This is a genomic window from Nocardioides sp. 31GB23 (genome assembly GCF_040012395.1).
Classification (GTDB): Bacteria; Actinomycetota; Actinomycetes; order Propionibacteriales; family Nocardioidaceae; genus Nocardioides; species Nocardioides salarius.
Genome location: NZ_JBDYKJ010000106.1, coordinates 1 through 11,324, shown reverse-complemented (window position 1 = coordinate 11,324; position 11,324 = coordinate 1). Strand labels below are relative to the sequence as shown.

Genomic DNA, 11,324 nt, shown 5'->3' with positions numbered 1-11,324 from the left:
CCCCCCCCCCCCCCCCCCCCCCCCCCCCCCCCCCCCCCCCCCCCCCCCCCCCCCCCCCCCCCCCCCCCCCCCCCACGGCCGTGACCTTCGACGCCGGGCCCCTCGACACCGTGGTCGACGGGCACCTGCTGGCCGTGGACTCGGAGGCGGTGCAGGCCGGGGTCGCCGAGCGCTGCCCGGCCGCGCTGGGCGACTTCCTCGGCGGCGGGCCCGACGCGCTGCGGCTGAGCATGCTGCGCAGCGTGTGGTTCACCCCCAGCCTCGAGGAGGCCGACGGGGGCGCGTCGTGGTACCGCTGCGACGTGGTGGCCCTGGCCGGCGCCGAGCGCCTGGCCGAGCTCACGCCCCCCATGCGAGGAGTGCTCGGCACCGAGGCCGGGCGGGAGCGCTACGGGATGTGCGGCACCGCCGAGCCCGGCACCCCCGACTTCACCCGGGTGCTGTGCTCGACCGACCACACGTGGCGAGCCGTGCAGGTCGTCGACCTCGCCGCTGGGCAGGGCTCCCAGGACTACCCCGGCGAGGACGCCGCCCGCGCCCGCGGCCAGGAGCCCTGCGAGGCGGCCGGCCGCGAGGCCGCCGAGGACCCCCTCGACTTCAGCTGGGGCTACGAGTGGCCCGATGCCGAGCAGTGGGCGGCCGGTTCGGGCCGACTGGGTGCGAAGTTTGCGCCGGGTCGGCGGGGTGGGGCGGGTGGCTAGAAGCCGAGCTTGCGCAGCTGGCGGGGGTCGCGCTGCCAGTCCTTGGCGATCTTGACGCGCAGGTCGAGGTAGACGGGGGTGCCCAGCAGCGCCTCGATCTGGACCCGGGCGTCGGTGCCGACCTTGCGCAGCCGCGAGCCCTTCTTGCCGATCATGATCCCCTTCTGGGAGTCGCGCTCGACGTAGACGACGGCATAGATGTCGAGCAGCGGCTTGTCCTCGTCGCGGCCCTCGCGCAGGCCCATCTCGTCGACGACGACGGCGATGGAGTGCGGCAGCTCGTCGCGCACGCCCTCGAGCGCCGCCTCGCGCACCAGCTCGGCGACGATCGCCTCCTCGGGGGCGTCGCTCAGCTCGCCGTCGGGGTAGAGCTGGGGGCCCTCGGGCAGCAGCCCCACGAGGAGGTCCTCGAGCAGCGAGACCTGGTCACCGGCCTGCGCCGAGACGGGCACGATCTCGGCCCACTCGATGCCGAGGTCGGCGCCGAGGGCCTGGATGTCGAGCAGGTGCTGGCCGATCTGCTCGGGGGTGGCCAGGTCGGTCTTGGTGGCGATGGCGACCTTGGTGGTGCGCTTGATCTTGGCCATCTCCGAGACGATGAAGCGGTCGCCGGGCCCGACCTTCTCGTTGGCCGGGAAGCAGACCGCGACCACGTCGACCTCGGCCAGCGTGGTCTTGACCAGGTCGTTGAGCCGTTCGCCGAGCAGGGTGCGGGGGCGGTGCAGACCCGGGGTGTCGACCAGGATCAGCTGGGCGTCGGGGCGGTGCACGATGCCGCGCACCACGGTGCGCGTGGTCTGCGGCTTCGAGGAGGTGATGACCACCTTCGAGCCGACCAGTGCGTTGGTCAGGGTGGACTTGCCGGCGTTCGGGCGCCCGACGAACGAGGCGAACCCGCTCCTGTGCTCCGGTGTGCTGCTCATTGTTCCCTCGCTGCGTCGTAGTCGGCCCAGATCTCCTCGTCGGACTTGCCGGCGGCCTTGCCGGCGCGCCAGATGGGCCCCGGGTCGACCGCCCTGGGCTGGCGCTGCGCCCCGCCGCGCCAGTAGCCCATGACGTCGTACGCCGTGCTGGGCAGCCGGCGCTCGCGCATCAGGTGCTTGCGGATCGCCCGCATCTGCGCCGACTCCCCCGCCATCCAGAAGTAGCCCTCGCCCTCGGGCCAGACCAGGTCGCCGACCACCTCGGCCAGCGACGACTGCCCGTCGCCGGGCTGGGCCAGCCAGGTCACGTCGCCGCCCTCGGGCAGGTAGCCGGGCACCCGCTCGGGCACCTCGGCCCACACCCGCGTCGGCAGGTCGACCTCCTCGCTGATGCGCGCCATGGCGGGCATCGCGGTCAGGTCGCCGACGAGCATCAGCCAGCGCGCGCCGTCGGGAAGCGTGAAGGAGCCCTTCGGCTCGGTGACCACGACCCGCTGGCCGACCACGTCGGGCAGCTGGGCCCACTCGGTGACCAGGCCGACGTCGTGGACGACCACGTCGAGCACCAGCTCGCCGCCGGCGAAGGAGCGCACCGTGTAGTAGCGGCTCTGGAACTGCCCGGGCACCACGAGGCCGACCCACTCGTCGGGCACCCCGGTGCTGGCGAAGCCGCTCAGGCCGTCGCCGCCGAGCCGCAGGCGCAGCAGGTGGTCGGTGATCCGTTCGCGGCCCAGCACCTGGGCCTCGAAGGTCATCGCTCGCGTGCTCACCCGCCGAGGCTACTCACCACGAGGGACGCAGCGGCAATCCGTCGTCGCCGTCGGGGCCGGTGTGCACGGCCAGCACCTGGTGCAGCTGGATCTCGTTGCGCTCGAAGCCCAGCCGCGACCCGGCCATGTAGAGCCCCCACACGCGCGCGGTGCCCTCGCCGACCTCGGCCACGCACTCATCCCAGTGCTCGACCAGGTTGGCGCACCAGTCGCGCAGGGTCATCGCGTAGTGGCGGCGCAGGTTCTCCTCGTGCACCACCTCGAGCCCGGCGTCCTGGGCGTGGGTGATGATCGTGCCCGAGCCCGTGAGCTCGCCGTCGGGGAAGACGTAGCGGTCGATGAAGGCACCGGTCTCGCGCGGGGCGTTGTCGGGGCGGGTGATGCAGTGGTTGAGCAGCCGCCCGCCCTCGCGCAGGTGCTCGCGCACGAACCCGAAGTACGCCGGGTAGTTCTTGACCCCCACGTGCTCCATCAGCCCGATCGAGCTGATCGCGTCGAAGCCGGTCTCGCGCACCGCGCGGTAGTCGCTGTGGCGGACCTCGGCGAGGTGCCCGAGGCCGTCGGCCTCGATCGCCTCGCGCGCGTACGACGCCTGCTCGCGGCTCAGGGTCACGCCCAGCGCGTGCACCCCGTAGTGCTGCGCCGCGTGCCGCACCATCCCGCCCCAGCCGCAGCCGAGGTCCAGCAGGCGCATCCCGGGCCGCAGGTCGAGCTTGCGGCAGACCAGGTCGAACTTCTCGGCCTGGGCCTCCTCCAGGGTGGCGCCGGCGTCGGGGTAGACCGCGCAGGTGTAGGCCATGGAGGGGCCCAGCACGTGGCGGTAGAAGGCGTTGGAGACGTCGTAGTGGTGCGAGATCACCTCGGCGTCGCGGTCGAGCGAGTGCCGCACCCCCTCGACGACGCGCCGCCAGCGCGGCAGGTGCTCCTGCGGCGGCGGCGGCGGGGGCTTGAGGTTGGCCAGCCCGAGGCCGCGCAGCAGGGTCACGGCCTCGCCGATCCCGGGGGTGCGGAAGCGCAGCCTGCTCTGCAGCAGCGTCATCGCGTCGTAGGGGTCGCCGGGGTGCACGCCCTCGATCTGCAGGTCGCCGCTGACGTAGGCCCGGGCCATGCCCAGGTCGCCGGGCGCGGTGAGCAGGTAGGCCAGGCCGCGCCGGTCGAGCAGCCGCAGGGTGATGTCGGCGTCGGCCGGGCCCGCGACGGAGCCGTCGTACGCCTCGAACCGCACGGGCATCCCCTCACGCATCAGGGAGGCCACCGCGTCACCGATGGGGATCGTGGAGGTCATTGTCGTCGCACCGCCTTGTCGTAGAGCGAGGTGAGCCGGTCGTCGGGGTCGTGGAGGCTCTTGACGGCGCCCAGGCGGTCGCCGCGGTAGAGCCGGTCGAAGGTCTCGCGGTCGTAGAAGGCCTCGGAGTAGAGCGACTTGTGCCCGCCCAGGGCGTGCACCTGCTCCTCGATGGCCCGGTTGGTCGGCCCGTCGGGCGCGTCGGGACCGACGTGGACGGTGCCCCAGAAGCCGACGTTGACGTAGACCTCGTGCGGGGCCAGCGGGTAGGTCGGCCAGTCGCGGTGGGCCACCAGGGGGCACAGCCACACCGGGCGCATCCCCACGTGCTCGTCGAACCAGGCCAGGAACTCGGGCAGCCGCGCCAGCGGCACCTCGACGTCCTGGACCACCCGCTCGCGCTGCGGGCGGCCCGCGCGCCGGTCGAGCCGGTCGACGAGCCCGAGCCGGGCGTCGAGCCCGACGAGGCGGTGGTAGACGTCGGAGCGGCGCCAGCGCCGCGGCCACACGCGGCGCACCAGCGGGTGCTGGGCCCCGAAGGCGGCCGAGCACCAGAACCAGTCGGTGTCCCAGCGCCAGAGGTAGTCCTCCATGGTGAGCAGGTCGGCGCCACGCTCCCTGATCGAGCGGTAGTAGACCTGCTGCCCCGTGTAGTCGCTGGTCGGGCCGGGGTCGTCGGTCCAGGTGGCCAGGCTCAGGTACAGCTCGCCGGGCTCGAAGGCGACCCCGTCGAGGCCGTCGACCCGGGCGCCGTCCCACTCCCGCGTCGCGGTGACCTGCGCGATCGCCTCGACCAGACGGGCCGGGTCGTCGAACCGCACGTGGCGCAGCGCGACCCGGCCCGGCACCGGCTCGAGCTCGATGCGCAGCCGGGTCGCGTAGCCCAGCGAGCCGTAGGAGTTGGGGAAGGTGTCGAAGAGCGCGTCCCCGGGGCGGGTGGTGACGACCTCGCCGGCGCCGGTCAGCACGTCCATCTCGAGCACCGACTCGTGCGGCAGCCCGCTGCGGAAGCTCGTCGACTCCACGCCCAGGCCGGTCACGGCGCCGCCGAGGGTGATCGTGCGCAGCTGCGGCACCACCAGCGGCACCAGCGAGTGCGCCAGCGTGGCCGCCACGAGGTCCTCGTAGGTGCACATGCCCTGCACCTCGGCGGTGCCGGCGGCGGGGTCGACCTCGATGACGCTCGACAGCCCGCTGACGTCGAGGCCGGGGCCGGTGGTCGCGGCCCGGGGCCGGAAGAGGTTCGAGGTGCGCTTGGCCAGCCGGACGGGCGCGCCGTCCGGGATCGCGTCGTACGACGCCCGCAGCCGTGCCACGGCCCGCTCGTGCTCGTCCCAGCCGATGCTCCCCACCCCCTCCAAGTTACTCCTGCCGCAGCCGCCGTGCCGCACGGCTCGGCCGTGCGGGTGGGGCAGCGTGACCCGGGGCACGGTAGACAGGGCCCGTGACGTGGCGAGGCATGAGCGCCCTGCTCGGGTCGGCCCACCTGGGCCCGACCCTGGCCGTGACCGCGCTCGCGGGCCTGCTGACCCTGCCGGTGGGCCTCGACGGCCCGCGCGCCGCGCTCGTGGTGGCCGCGGTGCTGACCGGCCAGCTCACCATCGGCTGGAGCAACGACCTCGTCGACGTACGCCGCGACCGCGCGGTCGGCCGCACCGACAAGCCGCTGGCCACCGGGGAGCTCTCGGAGCGCCTCGTGCGTGGGTGCTGCGCCGCGGCGCTGGTGGCCACGGTGGCGCTCTCGCTGGCGCTCGGTCCCGCGGCGGGGCTGCTCCACCTGCTGCTGGTTGCCGCCGGCTGGGCCTACAACCTGGGGCTCAAGGCGACGGCGCTGTCGTGGCTGCCCTACGCCGTGGCCTTCGGCGCGCTGCCGGGCGTCGTGTGGCTCGCCGGGCCCGGCAGTCCGCCGGCGTGGGGAGTCGCGGCCGGCGCCCTGCTGGGTGTCGGCGCGCACCTGGCCAACGTGCTGCCCGACCTCGGTGACGACGCGGCCACCGGGGTGCGCGGGCTGCCGCACCGGCTCGGCCCGCGGCTGCTGCCGGTGGCGGCGGTGGCGGTGCTGGTGGCGGCCAGCGCGGTGATCGCGCTCGGCGCCCCGGGCCTGCCCGGCTGGGCGCTGGCGGTCGGGGCCGTGCTCGTCGTGGCGCTGGCCGGGCTGGCGCTGGTGCGACGGGGCCGCGACTCCTTCCGGGCCGCGGTCGGCATCGCCCTGGTCGACGTCGCCCTGCTGGTGGTGGCCGGATGAGCGCCGCCCACGACCTGGTGGTCGTCGGCGCCGGGCCCGCGGGCTCGGCCGCCGCCCTGGCGGCCCTGGCGCACTCCCCCGACCTGCGGGTGCTGCTCGTCGAGCGTGCCGAGCTCCCCCGCGACAAGTGCTGCGGCGACGGGATCGCCCCGCACGTCCTCGACGTGCTGCGGCCGCTGGGCGCCGCCGACGTCGTCGAGGGCTGGCGTCCGTTGCGCCACCTCACGCTCTCCCGCGGCTCGCGCGAGGTCGCGGGCCGGATGCGCCGCGAGGTGCACGTCATCCCGCGCGAGGTCTTCGACGCCCGCCTCGCCGAGCGGGCCGTCGAGCGCGGCGCCGAGCTGCTGCGACACCGGGTGCGCGAGGTGCGAACCGGGTCCGCCGGATCCGCCGGCCCGGCTGCGGTCGAGGTCGACCACCTGCGCGCGGGGGTCGTCGTCGGCGCCGACGGGGCGCACTCCGTGGTGCGCACCGGGGCCGGGCTGGGCCCGACCGCTCCCCGGGCCATGGCCCTGCGCGGCTACGCGCCCACCCCGCGAGGGCGCCGGGGCCTGCAGGTGATCCGCTACGGCGAGCACCGCCAGCCCTCCTACGCCTGGTCCTTCGACCGCGGCGACGGACTGGCCAACGTCGGGTACGGCGAGCTGGTCGGTGGCACCGACCCGCCCACCCGCGCCCTGCTGCTCGAGCAGCTCGAGGAGCTGCTGCCCGGCGCGACCGAGGGCGGCACAGCCTGGCGCGGGCACCACCTGCCGCTCTCAGGACCGGGCTGGCGCCACCCCGACGGCCCGGTGCTGCTCGCCGGCGACGCGGCCGGGCTGGTCAACCCGATGACCGGCGAGGGCATCTACTACGCGGTCGCCACCGGCGCGCTGGCCGGTCGGGCCGCGGCCCGCGCCCTGGCCGCGGACGAGCCGGGGGCCGCGGGGGCGGCGTACGGGCGGGAGGTGCGGGCGCTGCTCGGGCGCCACCTGCGCCACACCTGGGCCGCCTCCCGGCTCTCGCGGCACCCCCGGGTCGTCGACGCCGGCATCGGCGCCGCGGCCCGCGACCAGCGCGTCTTCGACGACCTCGTGGAGATCGGCCTGGGCGGCGGCCGCATCGGCCCGCGCCTGGGTGTCGGTCTGCTGGCCCACCTGGCCCGCCCCACGTCTCCTGCACCGCACCCGACCGGCACCACGACCACCACCTGACCACCACCTGACCACCACCTGACTGGGGACCCACCATGCAGATCCTCGCTGTCCGCGGCACGCTGCCCGAGCACACGCACACCCAGGACGAGATCACGGCCGCCTTCGCCGACGTGATCGCCCAGGGCCGGCTCGACGAGCGGGTGCTGCGCCGCTTCCACCGCAACGCCGGGGTCAGCCAGCGCCACCTCGCGCTGCCGCTGGCGGCGTACGGCGAGCTCGGCGGCTTCACCGAGGCCAACGACCACTTCATCACCGAGGCGGTCGCGCTCGGCTCGCGCGCGGTCGAGGAGGCGCTCAAGGCGGCCGACCTGACGCCCAGCGACGTCGACCTGGTGGTCTCGGCGACGGTGACCGGGCTGGCGATCCCCTCGCTGGACGCACGGATCGCGAGCGCCACCGGCATGCGCCCCGACGTGAAGCGGGTGCCGATCGTGGGCCTGGGCTGCGTGGCGGGGGCCGCGGGCGTGGCACGGCTGCACGACTACCTGGTGGGCCACCCCGGCCAGGTGGCGGTGCTGGTCGCGGTCGAGCTGTGCTCGCTGACGGTGCAGCGCGACGACGTGTCGGTGCCCAACCTGGTGGCCAGCGGGCTCTTCGGCGACGGTGCCGCGGCCGTGGTGGCCCGCGGCGAGGCCGGCGAGCCGGGCGCCGCCCGGGTGCTCGACACCCGCAGCCGGCTCTACCCCGACTCCGAGCGCACCATGGGCTTCGACGTCACCAGCGGTGGGCTGCGGATCGTGCTCGACGCCGCGGTGCCCCAGATCGTCGGGCGCTACATCCGCGAGGACGTCGACGGGTTCCTGGCCTCCCACGACCTGACCCGCGCCGACGTCGAGTGGTGGGTCTGCCACCCCGGCGGGCCCAAGGTGATCGAGGCGCTGCAGGAGGCGCTCGAGCTCGAGCACGAGGACGTCCGGCTGACCTGGGAGTCGCTCGACCGGGTCGGCAACCTGTCGTCGGCCTCGGTGCTGCACGTGCTCGAGGACACCCTGCGCGACAAGCCGCCGCGCCCGGGCTCCTTCGGCCTGATGATGGCGATGGGCCCCGGCTTCTGCTCCGAGCTGGTGCTGCTGCGCGCGGAGGGCGGCGCCCCGTGACCTCGCTGACCTTCTTCACCGTCGTCGTGGCCCTGGTCGCGCTCGAGCGGCTGGCCGAGCTCGTCGTGTCCAAGCGCAACGCGGCCTGGTCCTTCGCCCGCGGCGGCGTCGAGACCGGCCGGGGCCACTACCCCGTCATGGTGGTGCTGCACTCGGGGCTGCTGGTCGCGATGCTCGTCGAGGCCTACGTCGTGCGCCCCGACGTGCCGCTCGCGCTGGCCGCCTCGATGCTGGTGCTGGTGGTGGCCTCCCAGGCGCTGCGCTGGTGGTGCATCGTCGCCCTCGGGCCGCGCTGGAACACCCGGGTCATCATCGTGCCGGGGCTGCCCCCGGTCACGGGCGGGCCCTACCGGTTCTTCTCCCACCCCAACTACGTCGCCGTCGTCGTCGAGGGCGCCGCGCTGCCGCTGCTGCACCTGTCGTGGGTCACCGCGCTGGTCTTCACCGTGGCCAACGCGGCGCTGCTGACGGTGCGGCTGCGGGTCGAGGACGCCGCGCTGGCCACGCTGCCGCCGGCTCCCGCGGGACCGCTCCAGCCCGGGGCGCGCCGTGCATGACCTCGTGGTCGCCGGCGGCGGACCGGTGGGCCTGGCCGCCGCGCTGCACGCCCACCGCGCCGGGCTCGACGTGGTGGTGGTCGAGCCCCGCGCCGGGGTCGTCGACAAGGCCTGCGGCGAGGGGCTGATGCCCGGGGCGCTGGCGCGCCTGGCCGACCTGGGCGTCGAGGTCGAGGGCGTCGACCTGGCCGGCATCCGCTACCGCGACGAGCGGCGCAGCGTCGACGCGCGCTTCCGGGCCGGGCCGGGCCGCGGCGTGCGGCGTACGACGCTGCACGCGGGGTTGTCGCGCCGCCTCGCCGACGCGGGGGTCGAGGTGCGGCACGAGGCCGTGCGCTCGGTGGTCGACCGGGGCTCGCACCTGCTCGTCGACGGCCGGCCACCCCGCTACCTGGTCGCCGCGGACGGGCTGCACTCCCCCGTGCGCCGGCTGCTCGGCCTCGATGCGCCGGTGCGCAGCGCCCGGCGCTACGGCCAGCGCTGCCACCTGCGGGTCGCGCCGTGGAGCGACTTCGTCGAGGTGCACTGGGCACCCCACGCCGAGGCCTACGTGACCCCGGTCGCCCCCGACCTCGTCGGTCTGGCGCTGCTGAGCGGGCGCCGCGCGCCGTTCGCCACGCTGCTCGAGGGCTTCGCGGGCCTGCGCGAGCGGGTGGCGGGCGTCGAGCGGACCCGCGTCATGGGCGCCGGGCCGCTGCGCCAGCAGGCGCGCGCCCGGGTCGCCGGTCGGGTGCTGCTCGTCGGCGACGCCGCGGGCTACGTCGACGCGCTCACCGGTGAGGGGATCGCGCTCGGGCTGGCCGAGGCCGCCGCGGCGGTCGCGGCCGTGGCCGCCGACGCCCCCGAGGGGTACGACGCCACCTCGCGCCGGCTGCGGCGCCGCCACGAGCTGCTGACCCTGGGCCTGGTCACCGCCACCCGGCACCAGGTGGTGCGCCGGCGCCTGGTGGCCGCGGCCGACCGGGTGCCCTGGGTCTTCGGCGCGGCCGTCAACCAGCTCGCGAGGCCGGCATGAGCGGGCCGGTGGCCCAGTCCGCGCGCGAGCAGGTGGTGCTGCTCGACGAGGCCGGGCACGCGGTCGGGGTCGCCGACAAGGCCGGCGTGCACCACGCCGACACCCCCCTGCACCTGGCGTTCTCCTGCTACGTCTTCGACCACGACGGCCGGATCCTGCTGAGCAGGCGAGCCCTGGGCAAGCGCACCTTCCCCGGGCTGTGGACCAACTCCGCCTGCGGCCACCCGGCCCCCGGCGAGGCGTTCCTCGACGGCGTACGCCGGCGGGTGCAGCAGGAGCTCGGCCTCGAGCTCGACGACCTGCGCGTGCTGCTGCCCGGATTCGGCTACCGCGCCGAGATGCAGGGCGTCGTCGAGCACGAGCTGTGCCCGGTGCTGGTGGCCACCACCTCCACCGAGCCCCACCTCGACCCGGCCGAGGTCGAGGAGGTGGTCTGGGAGTCGTGGGCCGACTTCCGCGCCGGCGTCCTCGACGGCAGCCGCGACGTCAGCCCCTGGTGCCGCCTGCAGGTCGAGGCGCTGCCCGAGGACCCGCTCAGCGCGCCCGGCCGCCCCCTCGACGAGCTCCCACCCGCCGCCCGCCCGGGCTGACCCGGCCCGAATGTCCCGCTGACCCGGCCCGAACTTCCCGCCCAGTTGGCCTGAACTGCCTGCCGGGCCACCGAGTCACGTCCAGGGTGCCCCGTGGACGACGCGCTGCCACAGCGGGCGGGGTGCGCAGCCGCGTCGTACGGCGTCGAGGTCGTGGGCGATCGCCTCGCTCTCCGCGCGTTGTTCCGCACGTGTCTCGCCGGTGCTCCTGCCGTCCCAGCTGCCCGACCACCCCTCCCGCCCTCCGGTCGCGGTGCGTCCCGGCGCTTCGAGGTGGACGAGCTCGCCGCCGACCACGTCGAGCCAGGCGCGGTCGTGGACCTCGAGGAGGTCGGCGGAACCGGAGTCGCAGGCGTCGCAGTGGCAGTCCGTCTCCAGCACGCCCACCGGCGGCTCACCGGCTCGCAGGTCGACGTCGACCAGCAGGTCGTCGACCGACGCATCGCCGACGACGCGCAGCGGCAACGCCCCGGCCGCTCGCGGGACCACCCGCCAGCCAGCCCCGTCGGCCCGGGACCGCGATGTCGCTCGGGGCCGACCCCCTCGCGCGAGGACACGCCGAGCTCGGTGAGGGCGAGGGTCCAGGCCATGGCCCGAGCACCCTCGATGCGCCACTTGGCCGGGTCGGAGACCCGCGAGTACTTCTCGTCGAGCGGCTCCCGGTCGGGGTGCGGACTGGCCCAGGCCGGCGTGCTGGCCGCCGTCACCGCGAAGTGTGCCTCGACCTCCTGCAGCAGCCGTGTCTCGTCCATGCGCGGCAGCCTAGAGCGCCGCTGCGGCCGGGGTCACCGGGTTTGCCCGGGCCGGCTCGAGAGGAAGTTCAGGCCGGCTCGAGGCGAAGTTCAGGCCGGGTCGGGGCAAGATTTGCGGCTCTTGTGACCCTTCCGTGGGTCGCTGAGCGTGGCCTGATGTGGCGCACGCCGTTCTCTGTCTAGGTTTCTGGCT

General features: G+C 75.4%; 12 protein-coding genes. 7 read left to right on the top strand and 5 right to left on the bottom strand.

What is annotated here, in order from left to right:
- The first annotated feature begins 80 nt into the window (after window positions 1–80).
- Window positions 81–701, top strand: a complete 621-nt coding sequence (locus ABKW28_RS21860) for a septum formation family protein (RefSeq protein WP_348613267.1) — start codon at window positions 81–83, stop codon at window positions 699–701.
- On the opposite strand, the gene era is transcribed toward ABKW28_RS21860, so the two are convergent.
- The 4 genes from era to ABKW28_RS21840 are packed head-to-tail and all read right to left on the bottom strand — an operon-like array spanning window position 698 to window position 5,031.
- The gene (gene era / locus ABKW28_RS21855) at window positions 698–1,624 is read right to left on the bottom strand and encodes a GTPase Era (protein ID WP_193667376.1); all 927 of its coding nucleotides are present in this window, start codon (window positions 1,622–1,624) and stop codon (window positions 698–700) included. The genes ABKW28_RS21860 and era overlap by 4 nt on opposite strands.
- Window positions 1,621–2,394, bottom strand: coding sequence for a siderophore-interacting protein (locus tag ABKW28_RS21850; protein WP_348613264.1), 774 nt, complete (start codon window positions 2,392–2,394; stop codon window positions 1,621–1,623). The genes era and ABKW28_RS21850 overlap by 4 nt, the downstream gene beginning before the upstream one ends.
- Window positions 2,395–2,407: 13 nt before the next feature.
- The gene (locus tag ABKW28_RS21845) at window positions 2,408–3,679 is read right to left on the bottom strand and encodes a class I SAM-dependent methyltransferase (protein ID WP_348613262.1); all 1,272 of its coding nucleotides are present in this window, start codon (window positions 3,677–3,679) and stop codon (window positions 2,408–2,410) included.
- Window positions 3,676–5,031, bottom strand: coding sequence for an FAD-binding oxidoreductase (locus tag ABKW28_RS21840; protein ID WP_348613260.1), 1,356 nt, complete (start codon window positions 5,029–5,031; stop codon window positions 3,676–3,678). Before ABKW28_RS21840 ends, ABKW28_RS21845 begins: the two co-directional genes overlap by 4 nt.
- 107 nt (window positions 5,032–5,138) lie before the next feature.
- Here ABKW28_RS21840 and ABKW28_RS21835 point away from each other — a divergent pair, with 107 nt between their 5' ends.
- Genes ABKW28_RS21835 through idi form a run of 6 tightly spaced genes read left to right on the top strand, consistent with a single transcriptional unit; the run spans window position 5,139 to window position 10,379 of the window.
- Window positions 5,139–5,924 carry a UbiA family prenyltransferase gene (locus tag ABKW28_RS21835; RefSeq protein WP_348613258.1) on the top strand — a complete coding sequence of 262 codons (786 nt, stop codon included), beginning with the start codon at window positions 5,139–5,141 and terminating at the stop codon, window positions 5,922–5,924.
- Window positions 5,921–7,117, top strand: coding sequence for an NAD(P)/FAD-dependent oxidoreductase (locus ABKW28_RS21830; protein WP_348613256.1), 1,197 nt, complete (start codon window positions 5,921–5,923; stop codon window positions 7,115–7,117). Before ABKW28_RS21835 ends, ABKW28_RS21830 begins: the two co-directional genes overlap by 4 nt.
- Before the next feature lie 35 nt (window positions 7,118–7,152).
- Entirely contained in the window at window positions 7,153–8,217 is a 1,065-nt protein-coding gene (locus tag ABKW28_RS21825; protein WP_348613254.1) for a 3-oxoacyl-[acyl-carrier-protein] synthase III C-terminal domain-containing protein, read from the top strand.
- The gene (locus ABKW28_RS21820; RefSeq protein WP_193667381.1) at window positions 8,214–8,774 is read left to right on the top strand and encodes an isoprenylcysteine carboxylmethyltransferase family protein; all 561 of its coding nucleotides are present in this window, start codon (window positions 8,214–8,216) and stop codon (window positions 8,772–8,774) included. Before ABKW28_RS21825 ends, ABKW28_RS21820 begins: the two co-directional genes overlap by 4 nt.
- Window positions 8,767–9,789 (top strand): NAD(P)/FAD-dependent oxidoreductase, encoded by a 1,023-nt coding sequence (locus ABKW28_RS21815; RefSeq protein WP_348613252.1) that lies wholly within the window; start codon window positions 8,767–8,769, stop codon window positions 9,787–9,789. Before ABKW28_RS21820 ends, ABKW28_RS21815 begins: the two co-directional genes overlap by 8 nt.
- The gene (idi, locus tag ABKW28_RS21810; protein ID WP_348613250.1) at window positions 9,786–10,379 is read left to right on the top strand and encodes an isopentenyl-diphosphate Delta-isomerase; all 594 of its coding nucleotides are present in this window, start codon (window positions 9,786–9,788) and stop codon (window positions 10,377–10,379) included. The genes ABKW28_RS21815 and idi overlap by 4 nt, the downstream gene beginning before the upstream one ends.
- Window positions 10,380–10,454: 75 nt before the next feature.
- Here idi and ABKW28_RS21805 read toward each other — a convergent pair whose 3' ends face one another.
- Window positions 10,455–10,994, bottom strand: coding sequence for a DUF6226 family protein (locus tag ABKW28_RS21805; protein WP_348613248.1), 540 nt, complete (start codon window positions 10,992–10,994; stop codon window positions 10,455–10,457).
- Window positions 10,995–11,324: the final 330 nt, after the last annotated feature.

Bases quoted from the DNA above. Each gene is read 5' to 3' on its own strand.
- ABKW28_RS21835 (WP_348613258.1), top strand. From the start codon at position 5,139: ATGAGCGCCCTGCTCGGGTCGGCCCACCTGGGCCCGACCCTGGCCGTG.
- era (WP_193667376.1), bottom strand. From the start codon at position 1,624: ATGAGCAGCACACCGGAGCACAGGAGCGGGTTCGCCTCGTTCGTCGGG.
- ABKW28_RS21845 (WP_348613262.1), bottom strand. From the start codon at position 3,679: ATGACCTCCACGATCCCCATCGGTGACGCGGTGGCCTCCCTGATGCGT.
- idi (WP_348613250.1), top strand. From the start codon at position 9,786: ATGAGCGGGCCGGTGGCCCAGTCCGCGCGCGAGCAGGTGGTGCTGCTC.
- ABKW28_RS21825 (WP_348613254.1), top strand. From the start codon at position 7,153: ATGCAGATCCTCGCTGTCCGCGGCACGCTGCCCGAGCACACGCACACC.
- ABKW28_RS21830 (WP_348613256.1), top strand. From the start codon at position 5,921: ATGAGCGCCGCCCACGACCTGGTGGTCGTCGGCGCCGGGCCCGCGGGC.